This window comes from Niveispirillum sp. (assembly GCF_052437035.1).
GTDB lineage: Bacteria > Pseudomonadota > Alphaproteobacteria > Azospirillales > Azospirillaceae > Niveispirillum.
In genome coordinates this window covers 140,088-158,786 of sequence record NZ_JBQVOH010000005.1, presented here as the reverse complement: position 1 = coordinate 158,786, position 18,699 = coordinate 140,088, and the positions used below count along the sequence as shown (strand labels likewise).

Annotated in this window: 14 protein-coding genes and 1 tRNA gene; 3 read left to right on the top strand and 12 right to left on the bottom strand. The window is 65.0% G+C overall.

Annotated features, from left to right (window positions below):
* Positions 1-8: 8 nt before the first annotated feature.
* The 6 genes from ACT6Q8_RS14480 to argH all read right to left on the bottom strand — a co-directional run bounded on the left by ACT6Q8_RS14480 (position 9) and on the right by argH (position 9,727).
* Complete coding sequence (locus ACT6Q8_RS14480) at positions 9-1,049, bottom strand: aldo/keto reductase (RefSeq protein WP_444733376.1); 1,041 nt, start codon at positions 1,047-1,049, stop codon at positions 9-11.
* A 37-nt stretch (positions 1,050-1,086) separates the two neighbouring features.
* A complete protein-coding gene (gene polA, locus ACT6Q8_RS14475) occupies positions 1,087-4,002 on the bottom strand; it encodes a DNA polymerase I (RefSeq protein ID WP_444733375.1) in 2,916 nt (971 codons plus the stop codon).
* A gap of 79 nt (positions 4,003-4,081) precedes the next feature.
* Positions 4,082-6,787 (bottom strand): TIGR02302 family protein, encoded by a 2,706-nt coding sequence (locus ACT6Q8_RS14470; RefSeq protein WP_444733374.1) that lies wholly within the window; start codon positions 6,785-6,787, stop codon positions 4,082-4,084.
* Positions 6,788-6,839: 52 nt separating this feature from the next.
* Positions 6,840-8,123, bottom strand: a complete 1,284-nt coding sequence (lysA, locus tag ACT6Q8_RS14465; RefSeq protein WP_054168882.1) for a diaminopimelate decarboxylase — start codon at positions 8,121-8,123, stop codon at positions 6,840-6,842.
* Positions 8,120-8,284, bottom strand: a complete 165-nt coding sequence (locus ACT6Q8_RS14460) for a hypothetical protein (RefSeq protein WP_444733373.1) — start codon at positions 8,282-8,284, stop codon at positions 8,120-8,122. The genes lysA and ACT6Q8_RS14460 overlap by 4 nt, the downstream gene beginning before the upstream one ends.
* Before the next feature lie 24 nt (positions 8,285-8,308).
* Positions 8,309-9,727, bottom strand: coding sequence for an argininosuccinate lyase (gene argH / locus ACT6Q8_RS14455; RefSeq protein ID WP_444733372.1), 1,419 nt, complete (start codon positions 9,725-9,727; stop codon positions 8,309-8,311).
* Positions 9,728-9,809: 82 nt separating this feature from the next.
* Here argH and ACT6Q8_RS14450 point away from each other — a divergent pair, with 82 nt between their 5' ends.
* Together ACT6Q8_RS14450 and ACT6Q8_RS14445 are read left to right on the top strand one after the other, a co-directional pair.
* Positions 9,810-10,436 carry a TlpA family protein disulfide reductase gene (locus tag ACT6Q8_RS14450; RefSeq protein ID WP_444733371.1) on the top strand — a complete coding sequence of 209 codons (627 nt, stop codon included), beginning with the start codon at positions 9,810-9,812 and terminating at the stop codon, positions 10,434-10,436.
* Between the two features lie 85 nt (positions 10,437-10,521).
* Positions 10,522-10,597: transfer RNA gene (locus tag ACT6Q8_RS14445), tRNA-Glu, on the top strand.
* 60 nt (positions 10,598-10,657) lie between these two features.
* On the opposite strand, the gene ACT6Q8_RS14440 is transcribed toward ACT6Q8_RS14445, so the two are convergent.
* From ACT6Q8_RS14440 to ACT6Q8_RS14425, 4 genes are all read right to left on the bottom strand, one after another.
* Complete coding sequence (locus ACT6Q8_RS14440; RefSeq protein WP_054168866.1) at positions 10,658-11,221, bottom strand: hypothetical protein; 564 nt, start codon at positions 11,219-11,221, stop codon at positions 10,658-10,660.
* Between the two features lie 343 nt (positions 11,222-11,564).
* A complete protein-coding gene (locus ACT6Q8_RS14435; protein ID WP_444733370.1) occupies positions 11,565-12,686 on the bottom strand; it encodes a THUMP domain-containing class I SAM-dependent RNA methyltransferase in 1,122 nt (373 codons plus the stop codon).
* Between the two features lie 239 nt (positions 12,687-12,925).
* Entirely contained in the window at positions 12,926-13,222 is a 297-nt protein-coding gene (locus ACT6Q8_RS14430) for a hypothetical protein (RefSeq protein ID WP_156344680.1), read from the bottom strand.
* Between the two features lie 231 nt (positions 13,223-13,453).
* Entirely contained in the window at positions 13,454-14,656 is a 1,203-nt protein-coding gene (locus tag ACT6Q8_RS14425; protein WP_444733369.1) for a fatty acid desaturase, read from the bottom strand.
* Positions 14,657-14,922: 266 nt separating this feature from the next.
* Here ACT6Q8_RS14425 and ACT6Q8_RS14420 point away from each other — a divergent pair, with 266 nt between their 5' ends.
* Complete coding sequence (locus ACT6Q8_RS14420) at positions 14,923-16,092, top strand: TRAP transporter substrate-binding protein (RefSeq protein ID WP_082372444.1); 1,170 nt, start codon at positions 14,923-14,925, stop codon at positions 16,090-16,092.
* Here the strand turns inward: ACT6Q8_RS14420 and ACT6Q8_RS14415 are convergent.
* Positions 16,079-16,381 (bottom strand): putative quinol monooxygenase, encoded by a 303-nt coding sequence (locus tag ACT6Q8_RS14415; protein WP_054168919.1) that lies wholly within the window; start codon positions 16,379-16,381, stop codon positions 16,079-16,081. The two genes, ACT6Q8_RS14420 and ACT6Q8_RS14415, sit on opposite strands and share 14 nt — an antisense overlap.
* Before the next feature lie 391 nt (positions 16,382-16,772).
* Positions 16,773-18,689, bottom strand: a complete 1,917-nt coding sequence (gene dxs / locus ACT6Q8_RS14410) for a 1-deoxy-D-xylulose-5-phosphate synthase (RefSeq protein ID WP_444733368.1) — start codon at positions 18,687-18,689, stop codon at positions 16,773-16,775.
* Between the last annotated feature and the right edge of the window lie 10 nt (positions 18,690-18,699).

Here is an 18,699-nt window from a genome sequence, read left to right as displayed (position 1 = left end):
TCTTCACTTCAGGGACAGGGGTTGGGATTGGCCGCATGGACGGCATCCAGCGCGGCCAGCACCTCCGCCGACAGGGTCAGCGAGCCGGCATCAATGGCGACCTTCAGATGGTCCATACTGGTGGCCCCGATGATCGTGCTGGTCACGAAGGAACGGGAGACGACGAAGGCGATGGCCATGGCAGCGGGGTCCAGCCCATGGTCGCGGGCAATGGCCAGATAGTCGCGCGTCGCCGCATCGCCGCGCGGCAAGTCATAGCGCGACTTGCGGTGATCCACGGTACGGCGCGATCCCGCCGGCAGCGCGCCATCCAGATACTTGCCCGTCAGGGTGCCGGCGGCCAGCGGCGAATAGGCCAACATCGACACATCCTCGCGTAGCGCCACCTCCGACAGCCCCATCTCGAACGTGCGGTTCAGCAGGGAATAGGGGTTTTGTATGCTGGCGATGCGGGGCAGGCCCAGATGGTAGGCAGCGGCGACATAACGCATGGTGCCCCATGGCGTTTCGTTGGACACCCCGACATGCCGGATTTTGCCGGCCTTGATCAGGTCGGCGAAGACGGCCAGCGTCTCCTCAATCGGCACCTCGCCCGGCTGGGCCGCCGGATGGGCCACGGTGCGGCCAAAGCGGTCGGCCTGCCGGTCGGGCCAGTGTAGCTGATACAGGTCGATATGGTTGGTGCGCAGGCGGCGCAGGCTTGCTTCCACCGCCTCAGTGATATTTTTCCGATCGGCGCGCGCCTTGCCGCCGCGCAGGTAATCCATGCCGGACCCATCGCCCACCACCTTGCTGGCCAGCAGCACCTCATTGCGGCGACCCGTCCGGGCGAACCAGTCGCCGATGATCTCTTCCGTGCGGCCACAGGTGGCGGCGATGGGCGGGGCGGAATACATCTCGGCCGTGTCCCAGAAGAACAGGCCGCGATCCAGCGCCATATCCATCTGGGCGAAGCCTTCTTCCGGGCTGTTCTGCCGGCCCCAGGTCATCGTGCCCAGGCAAAGGGCGGGAACCATCAGGTCGGTGCGACCAAGGCGGCGAAGGGTCATGAACCTGTCCTCAAACGGAAAATGTCGTATCGATTGATCAATGCGCCTCGGCCCAGGACAGGCCGACGCCGGCTTCCGCCACCAGCGGGATGCCGATATCGGCGGCCCCTTCCATCACCCGGCGGACCAGGGCGGATGTGGCCTCCACCTCCGCGTCGGGCACCTCGAACAGCAGTTCATCATGCACCTGCAACAGCATGCGGGCCTTCAACCCTGCCTCGGCCAGCGCGCCCGGCAGCTTGATCATGGCCAGCTTGATGATGTCGGCGGCGGTCCCCTGGATGGGGGCGTTGATGGCCTGACGCTCGGCATAGGATTTGCGCGCACCCTTTTCCTGGATGCCCTGGATCCAGCATTTGCGGCCCAGCAGGGTGCGGACATAGCCGTCGCGCGCGGCTTCCGCCTTGGTCTTTTCCATATAGGCCTGAAGCTCCGGGAACCGCTCAAAATAGGCCTTGATGAAGGCCCCGGCCTCCCCGGCAGAAATGCCCAACTGACGCGACAGGCCGAAGCTGGAAATGCCATAGATGATACCGAAATTGATGGCCTTGGCCCGGCGACGAATCTCCGACGTCATCTGGTCCAGCGGTACGTTGAACACCTGGCTCGCCGTCATGGCATGGATGTCGATGCCATCGCGGAAGGCCTGTTGCAGGGCCGGGATGCCCGCCATTTCCGCCACGATGCGCAGTTCGATCTGGCTGTAATCCACGGACATGATGCGGTTGCCGGGGGCCGCCACGAAAGCACGGCGAATCTTGCGCCCTTCTTCCGTGCGGATGGGGATGTTCTGCAGGTTGGGGTCGGTCGATGACAGGCGGCCCGTGGAGGTGGCGGCCAGGGCAAAGCTGGTATGGACACGGCCCGTGCCGGGATTGATCTGTTCGCCCAGCGTGTCCGTGTAGGTGGATTTCAGCTTGGCGAATTGCCGCCAGTCCATGACCTTCTGGCAGATGGGAATGCCCAAATCGGCCAGTTCCTCCAGCACCGAACTGTCGGTGGACCAGGCGCCTGTCTTGGCGGATTTCTTGCCGCCTGACAGCTTCATCTCATCAAACAGGATCTCGCCCAGCTGCTTGGGGCTGCCAACATTGAAGGTGCGGCCAGCCAGGACATGGATTTCGGCCTCCAGCTCCACCAGCCGCTTGGCAAAATCGTTGGACAGTTCCTTCAGGACCTGCCGGTCGACCAGCACGCCTTCCATCTCCATCCGCGCCACCACCGGCACCAGGGGACGCTCAATCGTCTCGTAAACCGTCACCATCCGGTCGGCCAGCACATCATGGCGCAGCACATGCCAGAGGCGCAGGGTGATATCCGCATCCTCCGCCGCATAAGCTGTAGCCTTGTCCAGCGGCACGCGGTCGAACGTAATACGGCTCTTGCCCGTCCCCGTCACCTCATCAAATGAGATGGTGGTGACGCCCAGATGGCGCTGCGCCAGCTCATCCATGCCATGGCCATGCCGCCCGCCGCCAATGACGTAGGAGCGGAGCATCGTGTCGTCGATGGGGGCGACCGTAACGCCATGCTTGGCGAACATCTGCCAATCGAACTTGATATTGTGCCCGACCTTCAGCACGCCGGGATGTTCCAGCAGCGGCTTCAGGATTTCAAGGGCACGGTCCAGCGGCACCTGTTTGGGCGGCGGCGCACCATCGCCGAAATCCAGGCCCCCCGCCCCGTCCTTGGGCGTGGACGGATCAATATGGGCCACGGGGATGTAGCAGGCGCGGCCCGGACGGGTGGACAGCGAAATGCCCACCAGACTGGCCCGCATCGGGGTCAATCCATCGGTCTCGGTATCGACGGCGACAACGCCGGCCTCCAACCCTTCCGCGACCCAGGCGGCCAAAGCCTCCTCTGTATCGACCAGCACATGCTCGATCTTGTCCGGGCGGGGGATGTGGGCATCGGCCCGCGCCTCTACCGGGGTCGTGGGCGGGGTAAAGGAACGACCATCCAAGGCGGCGCGCAGGTCACGGCGCTGCTGTTCCCCGCCACCGCCGGCGGCGGCTTGGATGGCCGCCCCATCGGCCAGGGTACCGTCGGCCGCGATCTCCGCCTTCACCTTGGCGATGATCGACCGGAAGCCCTGCACACCCAGCCAGGACAGCAGCCGGTTCACGTCCGGCTCCCGCACCTTCAATTCTTCGACCGGCACCGGTACGGGGGCGTTTTCCTCCAGCTTGACGAGCCGTTTGGAGATGCGGGCCAGATCGGCATTCTCGATCAGCTTCTGCCGGCGGCCGGCTTGGCGGATCTCGCCTGCCCGCTCCAGCAATGCCTCCAGCGAGCCATATTCGGTGATCAACTGCGCCGCCGTCTTGATACCAATACCGGGCACGCCGGGCACATTGTCGACGCTGTCGCCGGCCAGGGCCTGGACATCCACCACCTTGTCCGGCGCCACCCCGAACTTCTCAAACACCTCGTCCGGCCCGATCATCTTGTTCTTCATCGGGTCCAGCATGCGGATCCCGTCATCCACGAGCTGCATCAGGTCCTTGTCCGACGACACGATGGTGACGGGCCGGCCCAGCGCGCGGGCCTGCCGGGCGTAGGTGGCGATCAGATCGTCAGCCTCAAACCCTTCCAGCTCGATTGACGGCAGGTTAAAGGCCTCCACCGCCTCGCGGATGATAGCGAACTGGGGCCGCAGATCCTCCGGCGGGTCGGGGCGGTGGGCCTTGTAGTCGGGGTAGAAATCATTGCGGAAATTCAGGCGCTTGCTGTCAAAGATGATTGCCACCGCATCGGCCTTCAGCTCTGCCAGCAGCCGCATCAGCATATTGGTGAAGCCCATGACGGCATTCACCGGCGTCCCGTCGGGCCGGTTCAACGGCGGCAGCGCATGATAGGCCCGAAAGATGAAGCCCGACCCATCCACCAGATAAAGCGGTGTGCCGTCGGCCGGCGGAAGGGCGGTGCTGGGGGCGCTGTCGGTCGGCATGGGGCGGCCTGTCGTTCCGGCTGTGTTCTAGGCCCCGGAACATGGCGCAACAGGGCCTGGATGTCGAGACTGTTGGCCCTCAATACCGTTTGAACCGGTCCAGCAGACGGTCGATGTAATCCCGCTCCGCCTTGGGCCGGTTCTGTTCGCCGGCGCGGCGGCGCAGCTCCTCCAGAATCTGGCGGGCGCGCTGCATGTCGGCCTCGGCGGGGATTTTCACCTCTTCCCCATCCAGGGTGCCGGAACCGGGCAGCGGGCGGCCCAGCGGGTCGCGGCCCTGCTGCCGGCCCGTGCGGTTGCGCTGGCCGCCAGCCTGTCCGGGACTGGCCTTGGCCATCTGTTCCTGCATGGATTTCAGCGTCTGCTGTAGCTGTTCCAGCGCCTCCCCCTGTGAGGCCACGGCCTGATCCGGGGCACCGCTGCGCAGGGCGTCGGTGGCCTCCTTCATGGCGCGTTCGGCCCGGCCCAGGGGGCGGGGGATTTCGCCGCCCATCTCACCCAGCCGGCGCATGATGTCGCCCAACTCACCGCGCAACTCTTCCTGACGCCCAGCCATGGCGCCGGCATGGGCATCCGCCTTGCCCTGCTGCGCAGCACCCTGGTCACCGGGGCGGCGGCTCTGGCGGTTGGGCATGGACAGGCCTGGCATCTGGTTGGGGGGCAGTTCCCCGGCCCCGTCAAACTGTTCCTGCTGCTGGGTGAAGGTGTCATCCATCAATTGCTGCTGCTGCTTCTGAACTTCCCGCAGCTTCTGGTTCAGTTCGGCCAGTGCCTTACCCTGCTGGTTGGCCTCCACATCCTGCTGGGGTGGCGGCTGCCCGTTCTGAAGATTCTCCATCATCTGTTGAAGCTGCGACAGCATCTCCCGCGCCGCCTCATGATTGCCGGATGCGGCCAGGTCGCGCATCTGGCGCACCATGTCCTCCACCTCGTCCCGGCTCATGGACTGCGCATCCGGGTCGGGCTCACCCTGATTCTGCGGCTGATTCTGGGCCTGCGGGTTCTTGGCTTCCTGCTGTTCCAGCGCATCCATGAAATCGCGCATGGCCTGTTCCAGGCGCTGCATGGCCTGGTCGATCTCTTCTGCCGGGGCGTTGCGATCCAGCGCCTCCATCAGCGCCTTCTGCGCATCGCGCAATTCGCGTTCGGCCAGCGACAGGTTCCCATCCTCGATACGCAGGGCCACATCCCACAGCATGGCGATGGAACTGGGCACCGTGTCCGGCCCGGCATTGCGCATCAGGCGGCCCACCGCACTGCGCAGCGCCAGGAAGGCCAGCGGATCGCCGCCATAGCCGTCTAGATTGACCGACAGGTCATGCAGGGCGCGGCCCACCAGCGGGCGCACCGTGTCCCCCATCAGGATCAGGGTCTTGCGCTGTTCGATGATGGCGCGGGCCACGGGGTGGTTGAAATGCCGCTCCGGCAGAGTGATCGCCTGTTCGGCACTCTGCGACACCTGCCCGGCGCCATCGGTGGCGCGCAGGCGGACGGTCACCGGCATTCCGGCCCAGGGATGGCCCGACAGGTCGTGATAGCCGGTGCCCGTAATCTCCCGCTTGTTCTTGGCCGGGACAGGCAGGGGCAGATCGAAGGGCGTCTTGTCGATGCCCATCGGCAGGTCGGTGGCCAGCGTCACCGTCGCCGTGACGGCATGGATGCCGTAATCATCGGCCCCGGTATAATCGATGCGCAGCGCATTGCGTTCCGTGGCCGCCGGCGGGGTGCGAAACGCGATGCCCGGCGGCTGATCGGGGATCAGACGGATGGGCCAGGACGCCACCTCCCGCCCGAACTGCCGCACAGAGACGCCTTCCCCCTCGGTCAGGGCCAGTTCCACCTGATGGCCGCCACCGGCCACAGGCTGGAAATCCACATCCTGGTTATTGGCACGCAGGCTGGGCGTGCCCAACCCGCCGTCAAGCCGCACCACCAGCTTGGTCCCCGCCGGCAGGAACAGGGGTTTCTCCTCCCCCTCTTCCGTCCCGTCATCCACCGCATTGGCGGGTTTCAGGCCCGTCAGGAACACGGGCGGCTGCCCGGTATAGTCCGGCGGCGTGGCCCAGGCATCCAGACGGGTGGGCGTGAACACACCCCCCAGCCCGATGGAAGGCACGAAGGCACTCAAAGTGCGCCCGCCCAAATCGCCCCAGCCGACCGTCGCCCCCACGACCATCAGCAGGGCAACAGCAACACGCAGGGCCCAGGGGTCCCGCTTGACCAGATTGCTGTCGGGCAGGTCGACGCGCAGATCCCGCGACTGGCCCTTCGCCCGCTCCTGCGCCAGCCGCCAGAGCACATGGGCCAGCGGGTCACCGGCCCCACCGGCAATGCCATCCTGCAATTGCGACAGGGGCCGGTGCGCCAGCCGGCTGTCGCGTTCCAGGCGGCGGCGGGCATCCGCCTCCGTCGGCAGGCGCAGCGACCGCAGCCCCTGCCGCACCAGATAACCGACCCCACCCAGCATGAGCAGCAGCAACGGCACATGCAGCCAGGGCGACAGATGAACGAACAGGCCCATCCAGGCCACGGCCAGGAACAGGCCCAGCAGCGCCAGGGGCCGCCAGAACGGGGGCCACAGCGCCTCCCACCACAGGATGGTGCGGGCCAGTTTCAGGGGGCGGCTGCCGGCATCGCCCGGCAAGGGCGCCTTGGCCGGCACCGGCACCGATCCCATCCGATACCGGCCCAGCAGCGACCGCAGCCGCGCGGCCAGCGTCCGGGCGGGACTCTGGCCGGCGGGACGCTGGCCGGGATCACGGGGCGGGGCGGGGCGGGGCGGCATCTGTCGTTCACACCTTACATGTCTGGCCGACAGCCTACCCCGCTTTCACCGCTTAAGGGGAGAGCCAATCGGGCATCTTCTCCAGCGTCAGGCTATCCTCGAAACTTGGGCGGCGGCGCACCACCTCGAAATTCGCGCCCGACACCAGAACCTCGGCCACCAATGGACGTGAATTATATGTCGAAGACATGGCGGCGCCATAGGCACCCGCCGTCAAAAAGGCCAGCAGATCACCCGGCGCCACGGGCGGCATGGGCCGCAGGCGGGCGAACGTGTCCCCCGTCTCGCATACCGGGCCGACAATATCGGCATCGGCCAGCACGGCATCCGCCGCCGGCTGTGCCACGGGGATCACGGTATGCCAGGCCTCATACATGGCCGGACGCACAAGATCATTCATGGCGGCGTCGACGATCAGGAAGCGGCGGTGCAGCCCTTCCTTCACAAAGATGGTGCGGGTCAGCAGCAGGCCGGCAGCCGCCACCAGCGACCGGCCCGGTTCCAGCGTGACATGACAGCCCAAGCCGCCCACCGTCTCGGCAATGGCCTTGGCATAGGCGGGATAATCGGGGGCCTGATCCTCCGGCTTGTACGGCACTCCCAGACCACCGCCCAGGTCGATACGGCTCAGCGGCACGCCCTGGGCCTTCAGATCGCGCACCAGTTCGGCCAGCTTGCCGAACGCCTTGCGGAACGGCGTTGTCTTCAGAAGCTGGGAACCGATATGGACCGCAATGCCGACCGGATTGATCCCAGGCAGCGCCAGGGCGCGGGCATAGGCCTCGCCCGCATGGGCGAAATCGATGCCGAACTTGTCCTCCTTGCGACCCGTGGCGATCTTGCCATGGGTTTCGGCATCGACGTCGGGATTGATGCGGATGGCGATGGGCGCTTCCACGCCCAGCTCCACCGCGACTTCCGACAGAACCTCCAGTTCGGGCAGGCTTTCGACATTGATCTGGTGGATGCCGGCCTTCAATGCCGCGACCAGTTCGTCCCGCGTCTTGCCCACCCCGGAAAACACGATCTTGTCAGCGGGAATGCCGGCGGCCAACGCGCGGCGCATTTCGCCCACCGACACGACGTCACCGCCGGCGCCCAGCTGTGCCAGGGTGCGGATGACGGCCAGATTGGAATTGGCCTTCAACGCGTAGCAGATGGTCACATCCTGACCGGCAAAGGCATCGGCATAGGCGCGCCACGCAGCCGTCAACCCCTCTGTCGTATAGACATAGGTGGGCGTGCCGACCGAGGCGGCGATGGCGGACAGGGCCACACCTTCGGCATGCAGCGCGCCGTCGGTGTAATGAAAACCGGGAACAGGGAAGCAGGTCATTGTTGCGGCTTCTCAAGTGAAGGAGTGGCCGGCTTCGGATCGCTGGCCGGATCGGGATAGGTCTTGGGCGGCGGGCTGCCCGGCGGGGCCTTGGGGAAATGCGGTTTCATCCCGCAACCGGCCAGCGCCAGAAGGGCAACGAAAAGGATGGCTTTGCGCATGGGCTTGCTCCTTCCGGGTGCTGGTTACAGGAACCGCGCCTTCGCCGCTTCCACGGCGGCGCGGACGCGCGACGGGGCGGTGCCGCCAAAGCTGGTACGGCTGTTGACCGACGCTTCCAAGGTCAGCACGCCATAGACGGCGTCGGTGATGCCGGCATGCACCGCCTGCATCTTTTCCAGCGGCACCTCAGCCAGACCGGTGCCCGCCTCCTCCGCCAGTTTCACGATGCGGCCCGTGATATGGTGGGCATCGCGGAACGGCACGCCCAAGGACCGGACCAGCCAGTCGGCAAGGTCGGTGGCCGTGGGGAAGCCCGCCTCCACCGCGCGGCGCATGGAGGCCGGGTCGGGCGTCAGGTCGCGGATCATGCCGGTGGTGGCCGCCAGACACAAAGCCAGCGTCTCATCCGCCATGAAGACCGGCTCCTTGTCTTCCTGCATATCCTTGGAATAGGCCAGCGGCAGACCCTTCATGACGATCAGCAGACCGTTCAGCGCGCCGATGACGCGGCCCACCTTGGCACGGACCAGTTCGGCGGCATCGGGGTTGCGCTTCTGCGGCATGATGGAGCTGCCGGTAGTGAACGCATCGGTCAGGCGGATAAAACGGAACTGGCTGGTGCACCAGATCACGATCTCTTCGGCCAGACGCGACAGGTGGGTGCCGCAGATGCTGGCGGCGGCCAGATAATCCAGCGCAAAATCGCGGTCGGACACGGCGTCCAGCGAATTGGCCGTGGGCCGGTCAAAGCCGAGTGCCGTTGCCGTCGCCTCACGGTCGATGGGATAGGGCGTGCCGGCCAGCGCAGCGGAGCCCAGCGGGCATTCATTCAGCCGCTTGCGGGCATCGCGCATGCGCGCCCGGTCGCGGCCCAGCATTTCCACATAGGCCAGCAGATGGTGGCCGAAGGTGACGGGCTGTGCCGTCTGCAAATGCGTGAAGCCCGGCATGATCAGGTCCGGGAACTGCTCTGCCCGGTCGATCAAGGCTGCCTGCAGCGCCTGAATATCCGTGTCCAGACGGTCGAACGCATCGCGCACCCACAGCTTGAAATCGGTCGCCACCTGATCATTGCGGGACCGCGCGGTGTGCAGGCGGCCCGCCGGTTCGCCAATGATCTCCTTCAGGCGGGATTCCACATTCATGTGGATATCCTCATTCTCCACCGTGAAGGTGAAACGGCCCTCGGCGATCTCGGTGGCCACCTGATCCAGCCCGGCCAGGATGGCGTCGCGGTCGGCCACGCTGATGATGCCCTGCGCCGCCAGCATCGTGGCATGCGCCTTCGACCCCGTAATATCCTGCGCCCACAGCTTCTGGTCAAAGCCGATGGAGGCGTTGATCTGCTGCATGATGGCGGCGGGACCAGAGCCAAATCGCCCGCCCCACAGCGCGTTGGCGTCGGTTCCGGCGGCGGCGGTCTGGGTGGTTTTCTCGGTCATCGTCATTCTGCGTCGGTTTGCGGGGTTGACGGCGGGGCCGTCGGGCACGAACTCTGTCGTACAAAGTTCGATAGAGGGCAGAATGGCGATTTTCCGACGCATCGCAACAATCGTGGCCGTGGGTACAGCAATTCTCGTAACGGGGGGCTGCGGCGAGAAGAAGGAAAGTTCCGCGACCGCTCCTCCGGCGGCTGCACCCGCAACCACCGCCGAACCCCCGGCGGCACCAACCGCCATGCCGGTTTTCCAGGGCGAGGCACGCCCCTTCGTGGCCAGCCCGGACCGCCCCGCCCTGCCCCCCATGACCATCACCGACAAGGATGGCAACCCGGTCGACATGGCCTCGTTCAAGAGCAAGGCGTTGCTGATCAACCTCTGGGCCACTTGGTGCGCGCCCTGTATCCGCGAAATGCCGGCGCTCGACCGGTTGCAGGCGGAAATAGGGGGCGACAAATTCCAGGTCGTCGCCATCTCCGTCGACCGCGGCGGCCTGAACGAAGTCGGACCATTCTTTGAGAAAGCGGGCATCAAGTCCCTGCCCATCTATCTGGATCAGAAGATGACCAGCATGAAGGCCTTCCCCCTGAAGGAAGGCCTGCCTCTGTCGATACTGGTTGATGCCGAAGGTCGCGAGGTTGGCCGTCTGGCCGGTGCCGCCCATTGGGACGGGGCAGAGGCCAAGGCCCTCATCGGCTGGGTCACACGCTGACCGGCGAAAAAATGCGCCGGGGGTGAAAAAATCGCTTGATCACCCCCGGCCCTTTCGCATAGAAAGCGCGCCTCGCACGGCTCTAGTCCCCATCGTCTAGAGGCCTAGGACACCGCCCTCTCACGGCGGTAACAGGGGTTCGAATCCCCTTGGGGACGCCAAGCGATCATCAAAAAAGCCCCGCTGATCGCCAGCGGGGCTTTTTGCTTTTGGCGATCCCGTCAGAGGCCGCGCAAAACCTGCTCACGCGTATAGCGTTCATACAGGCTGGCGAAATAGGGCTCTTTGCGTTCGTTTTGGGCGGGCGTTTCCCGCTTGATCCAGACAGCAATAACCTGATCGCCCCTGATCCGTTTGAACACGGCCACTTCCTGCTGCCAGAAGAACGGGCTTTTGTCCTTGTGCTTGATGGTGGTGTAGGCCAGTTCGGCGTCGATAGACTGGTAGTTATCCAGTTCGATCTCATAGAGGAAATTACCGTAGGTCCCGCCATATTCCACCAGCAGGTCCTTGGTCGCCATCATGTCGCGGCAACAGGATATCCAGGGAGAACCGACCCCCTGATCCACAGTCATGTGCTTCACGATATCGGGATCGACGCCCGCTTTGGTCCAGCCCTCCACACAGGCCGCACGCGGTTCCTTGTAGGACGTCCTGTAGACGAGCCCGCCATTATACATGAACTGCTTGTAATCACTGGGAAACCCGTGCGGGGCCAGCATATCGCGCAGGGACGGCCTCTCGACGGCCTGCATGCGCTGCACCGCCAATGACGATACGGCCATCGGTCCCGGCGGCGGCGGTTGAAGACGGATGGACGGTGCTGGTGGCGCTGATTTCAGAGCCGGCTGAATGGAAGCCGCCCCTGGAAACGGGGGGCGGTTTGCCGGAATGCAGGTGCCGGGAACAGAGACAGCGGCATGAGCCGGCACGGGAAAACCAGGTCGTCCCATTGCGGGTTGAACCGGAACGGTGGCAGCACCCGCTGTCCGGAACGGCGCATAGGGCGGCGGTTGGTGCTTCTTCATGCGGCCACTCCCCGGAAAATGGCAGATTGTCACCTTGTGACAGGGCCATCATTTACCGGCGTGCCGTGAACAATCAACCTTTACGCGCTGGCTGCACGCCTCACCCGCCCCCCAACACCCCTGTACGGTACAGCGTCACCGGCAGCCCGCCATGCGACACGGGCGGCAGGGTGGGCAGGAAGGGCAGTTCGGTCACCTTGGCCAGCGCCGCCTCGTTGGTGATCACGCCGACGCGCCAGCCCTTGAAGCGGTTCAGCATGGTTTTGCCGAAGGCGCCGTAGAGGCCGTAGAGTTGGCGCGTGTCGCCGATGCGGCCGCCATAGGGCGGGTTGACGATGACGAGGCCGGGGGGGCCTTCGGGTGGTTCCAGATCGCTGATGGCATGGGCGCGGAAGGTCGTGATGCCCCCCACGCTGGCGCGTTCGGCATTGGCCGTGCTCATCTTCACGGCCCCGGCGTCGCGGTCGCTGCCATGGAAGCGCAGGGGCGTGTCGGCGGCGGTGGCCGTGCCGCGCAGGCTGGCCCAGGCGGCGGGGTCAAAGCTGGCCAGTTGTTCAAAGGCAAAGGAGCGGGCGCGGCCGGGATGCAGGCCGGCGGCCATCTCTGCCGCCTCAATCACGAAGGTGCCGGAACCACACATCGGGTCCACCACCGGTTCGGTACCATTGTACCCGCATTGGCGCAGGAACATGGCGGCCAGATTCTCACGCATCGGCGCCTTGTTCACCGCCTCCTTATAGCCGCGCTTATGCAGCGCCTCCCCCGATGTGTCGATGGAGAAGGTGCAGAGATCATCGTCAATGCGCGCCTTCAGCACCAGTTCGGCATCCTTGGTGATGGGGGCGCCTAGTTCCTCTGCAATCGCCTTGGCAATGCGCTGCGCGGCGGCACCGGCGTGATAGATGCGGGATTTGTTGCAGCTAGCCTCCACCCGCACCGGCACATCCGGGCGCAACACCTGCCCCCAAGGAAACTTGCGGGCGCGCTTGTCCAGTTGTGCCAGATGCATCGCGCGGAAGGACCCGATGCGGGCCAGGACGCGGGCCCCGCCGCGCAGTTCCAGATTGGCGCGCCAGACCTCAGACCAGGGACCGTGCGTCGTGACGCCGCCCTTGGCGATGACCGGCTTTGCGAACCCCTTCTCCTGCATCTCCGCGCAAAGGGCGGGTTCCAGGCCGGGCGTTGTCACCACGAAAATCTCAAGATCGGCGGTCTGTTCCATGGTGTCTTTCCGGGGGCGTATTTCCGGTGATCGGAAACGCGCCCCCTTCCTTTCTTTTTCCTCAAGCGCCGGCACTGCATCCGCAGCTTGGGCGCAACGCGGCATGGGCCGCGCGGCGGCCGTCGTCGCCGGCGCAGTTTACGGTAGCCTGTAAACTGCTCTAACCCGGCATCACAAAAGAAGAAAGCCCCGCCATCCAATGGATAGCGGGGCTTTCAAACCAGGAACGAACCGCCCGATCAGCGGGTCGACGTCGCCGTCGAGGTCGTGGTGCTGGTGGCGACCGGCGGGCCGCTTTCATCATCACCACCGCCGACGGTAGCGGCGATCACGCCGGCAGCCGCGACAGCGGCAACACCAGCCAGCGGGATCAGGTTGCCGGAAGCAAAGAAAGAGGCCTTGTTGGCGCCAGCGGCGGCACCGGTGACGCGCGGAGCATCAGCAGCACCGGCAGGCGGAGCCGACTGGGCCAGGACCGTTGCCGGCGCGGCGATCAGCGCTGCGGAAAGCAGCAGGCTGGTGGTAAAACGGGTCATGTTCATAAATCCATATCGTCCAAAGGCGCCCCTGGGTGCGTAAATTAACGTCCCGCAACCGCGAAGGGAAGGGGAAAGCCCGAGGTAATTCAACGGGTCGGATATGCATCGCCCTTACGGAACAAAAGTGAGGGCCGGCACTGACGGTGCCGGCCCTGTACAATTGTTCGTTCGCTTGAGGGGCTGCCGGGGCAGTTTCCGGCTGACCGAAAACCGCCCTACCCCTTACGATCAGGCCGGAACGCCGGCCAGACGCGTGCAGATATTGGCCACCAGGATCTGGCGGGCGCGCTCCACAATATCGTCCATGCTGGGCGTGCGCACGAACATGTTCGACGCACGCTGACGCAGTTCATCGGTCGTCGGCAGATGCGGCAACTGGATATTGGCGACCAGCGCCTCCACCCGGACCTTGGCCTGATCGCGGGCCTGACGCACCCGCTCTTCAATCTCGGCCAGGGTCGGCGTGTGGGCCAGGGCCTCACGCACCTGCTGGGTCAGCTTTTCCACCTGGAAGCTGTTGGCCAGCTGCGCGGCCGCCGCCTCGATGACCTTGGTGCCCAGGCGCTGTTCGTTGCGGACCACCGATGCCGGCGGCTCGTGCACGTCCCAGACCAGGCCCACGGCCTGCATGGCCTTGATGATATAGTAGGAGGTGTCGATCTCCCACCAACGGAAGCCCTGACGGGCTGCCGACTGATAGTGATGGTGGTTATTGTGCCAGCCCTCGCCCATGGTCGCGATGGCCAGTGCCCAGTTGTTGCGGCTGTCATCGCCCGTCAGATAGCGCGGGCGGCCCAGCACATGGGCCAGCGAATTGATGCAGAAGGTGGCGTGGTACAGCGCCACGGTGCTCCACAGGAAGCCAACGACCAGACCGCCCCAGCCGAACAGCGCCCAAGTGGCAAAACCCAGCAGCACTGGCGGCAGATAGTAGTAACGGTCCAGCCAGACCAGTTCCGGAAACTTCGTCAGGTCGCCGATGGTCTTGTAATCTGCTCCATTGTGCTTTTCCGTGAAGATCCAGCCCATATGGGAATAGAAAAAGCCCTTGTGGCGGGGCGAATGCACATCATGTTCCGTGTCGGAGTATTTATGGTGATGTCGATGCGTCGCCGCCCACCACAGCGCACCGCGCTGGGCCGAGCTTTGCGCCAGAAAGGCCAGCAGGAACTGCACCACCCGGCCCGTCTTGTAGGAGCGGTGGGAGAAGTAACGGTGATACCCGCCCGTGATGCCGAACATCCGGGCGCCGTACAGGACCAGGGCGAGAACCACATGTTCCCAGGCCACACCGGTCCAGATGGCGCCGAAGCACGCAATATGGACCAGGATGAAGGGGATCATGGTGCTGTACTGGATCTTGTCATCCGCCATCGTGTCGGCGGCAGCAGGGCGCGCAGCATTGCGTCCGGTATCGGTGGGCACGGTCACTGTCGAAAGACTCCAAACGAAAGCAGTAGGTCAGCCTAGCATAAATCCCTCATCGCACGGATGGGCAAATTCGCGCGGCCCCACCCGTTAACCATCCTTTCGGGATGGTTCTTTCGGTCAGGTGGATAAAGCAGCCGACCGGCATGGTCACCGAACCATTGTGCGGTCGCGAGATTCACTTGTGCGATGCACGGGAATTTGAATGCGGCGCCCTTCGCGTTTACCATCCCCGCCATCAAAGGGGTTAAGCCGAGAGGTTCCGCCGTATGAAGCAGCCCATCCAATGCCCAGAGACGGCAGCGACAGAGATGCCGGAACGGGCCTCAAGGCGGCGCTTTATCACGGGGGCCGGTGGGGCCGCTGCCGGCATGGCAGTGGCGGGCGTGTCCATGCCCAATGTATCGCGCGCGCAGACGGTCAGCCTGCGGTTTCAGTCCACCTGGCCCGCCCGCGACATCTTCCATGAATTCGCGGGCGATTACGCCAGTTTGGTCAACAAGCTGGCGGGCGGGCGATTACGCCTGGACATGCTGCCATCAGGGGCCGTGGTCGGGCCGTTGCAATTGCAGGACGCGGTGGTGAAGGGCACGCTGGATGGCGGGCACGGCGTCACCGCCTATTGGTACAACCGCCACCCCGCCTTCTCCCTGTTCGGAACGCCACCAGCGCTGGGCTGGAAGGCCGACCATGTGCTGGGCTGGGTGAAATATGGCGGCGGTCAGGCGCTCTATGACGAGTTGGTGCAGCAGGTGCTGAAGCTGGACCTTGTCGGCTTTCTCACCGGCCCCATGCCCAGCCAGCCGCTGGGCTGGTTCCACCGCGAGATCACAGGGCCGGCGGATATGCAGGGCATGCGCTACCGCACCGTCGGGCTGGCCGCCGAGCTGGCGCGGGAGATGGGGGTGGCCGTCACGGTGATGGGGGCGGGCGATATCGTGCCGGCCCTGGACCGGGGGCTGCTGGACGGGGCGGAATTCAACAACCCTTCCTCCGACCGGGCGCTGGGGTTCCAGAATGTCACCCGCACCTATATGGTCGGCTCATACCACCAGTCGGCGGAGATGTTCGAGATCATCTTCAACAAGAAGCGTTACGACGGCCTGCCCGAAGAGATGCAGACCATCCTGCGCGTCGCGGCGGAGGCATCATCCGCTGACATGGCGTGGAAGGCCATGGACCGCTACTCCGCCGATCTGGAGGCGCTGAAGGCCGAAGGGGTGAATGTCGTCAAGACACCCGACAGCGTCCTGCTGGCGCAGCTTGCCGCCTGGGACAAGGTGATCGCCGCGAAGTCGGCCGATCCCTTCTTTCAGAAGGTGCTGGACAGCCAGAAACAATGGGCCCGCCGCATCCTGTCATTCGAGAACGAATATGCGGTGCGCACCGATCTGGCGTTTCAGCACTTCTTCGGGAACCCGGCCCCTACCCCACCCTGACCAGACCATGACCGCCCAGGGGCGTGGTCTCCGACCGGCTGTCGAACCCGGCAATCAGGGGACGGCCCCTGGCAATGGCGGCCTGAACGGACGGCAGTTTCAGGCTGGCCGCGTGACTGTCCTTGCTGTCCCACGCCTCCGTGATCCACAGCGCGTCTGGATTCGTGGGATCGGCGGCAATGATATAGGACAGGCACCCCGGCATGGCGGCGGTGCCTTCCAGCAGGATGGAAGCCAGTTCATCCCGCTTGCCCGGCGTGGCGATCATGCGGCCGATCAATCCGTACATACTTGTCCCCTGCTGTGCCTTTGTCCCGCCCACACCGCTTCCGGCCAAGGCCAGAATAGCCCCACCCGCCAGAAACAGCTCCCGCCGCGTCGTTCCGCTGCTCACAGCTTCCCCCGTCGTGGAATGGCGGCAATGTTATCCGTCCGGCCACGGCTTGCAAGGTGCCAGAGCCTCACCCGTACGGCCTCGCCGTTGCGTACAGGCATTAAGTTAGCCTCTCGCACTGAGGCGCTTTCCCTGCGGAACCGGGGACCCAGGGGCACAAGAACCACGCTGGGAGCCCTTGGGTCTGCACCTCCGCTTTCGCGGGGGACGCAGGGAGGGGGCCATTCACCAACTTAGTGCGTATGAGCATGTGCAGGGATAACGGTGCCCCCCGCCCATGCAACCTTCACGCCCGCGCCGCCGCCACTCCCTCAACGCCCAGCGCCTTCAGCGCCGTATCCACGATGTTACGGGCCTGCAGGCCGGCTTCCTCATACTGCTTCACCGGGCTGTCATGGTCCTGATAGGTATCGGGCAGGACCATGGGGCGGACCTTGCAGCCCAGTTCCAGTAGGCCTTCCACCGCCAGATGGTGCAGGACATGGCTGCCAAAGCCGCCGATGCTGCCTTCCTCGATGGTGATAAGCACTTCATGGCTGCGCACCAGCCGTTCGACCAGTTCCATGTCGATGGGCTTGGCAAAGCGGGCGTCGGCGACGGTGGTGGACAGGCCCAGGGCGGCCAGATCCTCGGCGGCCTTTGATGCCTCCGCCAGACGGGTGCCCAGCGACAGGATGGCGACCTTGGACCCTTCACGGATGACACGGCCCTTGCCGATGGGCAGCGGCACGCCCTGTTCCGGCATGTCCACGCCCACGCCTTCACCGCGCGGATAGCGCACGGCAATGGGGCCGGCATCATAGGCGGCACAGGTAGCCACCATATGCACCAGCTCCCCCTCATCCGCCGCCGCCATCACCACCATGTTGGGCAGGCAGGCAAGGTAGGCGACGTCGAAGGCGCCGGCATGGGTGGCCCCATCGGCCCCGACCAGACCGGCGCGGTCGATGGCGAAGCGGACGGGCAGGTTCTGCAAGGCAACGTCATGGACCAGTTGGTCATAGCCGCGCTGCAGGAAGGTGGAATAGATGGCGCAGAACGGCTTGTAGCCTTCGGTCGCCATGCCGGCGGCGAAGGTCACGGCATGCTGTTCGGCGATGGCCACATCAAAGCTGCGCTTGGGGAATTTCTGCTGGAACAGGTCCAGGCCCGTGCCCGACGGCATGGCCGCCGTGATGGCCACGATCTTCTCGTCCTTCTCGGCCTCCTTGATCAGGCTGTCGGCAAAGACGCGGGTATAGCTGGGGGCATTGGCCTTGGGCTTGGCCTGGGTGCCGGTGATGACGTCGAACTTGCCGACCGCATGCAGCTTGTCCGCCGATGCCTCTGCGGGGGCATAGCCCTTGCCCTTCTGCGTGACGACATGCACCAGCACGGGGCCGCCGCGCGGATCGTCGCGCACATTCTCCAGAATGGGCAGCAGATGATCCAGATTATGCCCGTCGATGGGGCCGACATAGTAAAAGCCCAGTTCCTCAAACAGGGTGCCGCCCGTGACCATGCCTCTTGCATATTCCTCTGCCCGGCGCGCAGCGTTCAGCAGCGGGCGCGGCAGATGTTCGGCCACCTGTTTGGAGAAATCGCGGAAGCCGCGATAGGATTTGGACGAGATCAGCCGCGACAGATAGGCAGACAAGGCACCTACCGGCGGGGCGATGGACATGTCATTGTCGTTCAGGATGACGACAAGCCGCGATTGCAACGCGCCGGCATTATTCATCGCCTCATACGCCATGCCGGCCGACAGGGCGCCGTCACCGATGATGGCCACGACATTGTTGGTGCGCCCCGCCAGATCGCGCGCCGCGGCCATGCCCAGACCGGCGGAGATGGAGGTGGAGCTGTGGGCCGTGCCAAACGGGTCGTACTCGCTCTCCGACCGCTTGGTGAAGCCCGACAGGCCGCCGCCCATGCGCAGGGTGCGGATACGGTCGCGCCGTCCGGTCAGGATCTTGTGCGGATAGGCCTGATGGCCGACATCCCAGATCAGGCGGTCGGCGGGCGTGTCGAAGCAGTAATGCAGGGCCACGGTCAGTTCGACCACGCCCAGACCAGCCCCCAGATGCCCACCCGTGACCGAGACGGCATCAATGGTCTCATTGCGCAGCTCATCGGCAAGCTGGCGCAATTGTGCGGGCTGCAACCGCCGCAGATCGGCGGGAACCTTCACCTGGTCAAGCAACGGCGTCTTCGACTGGGACATTGTCCCCACC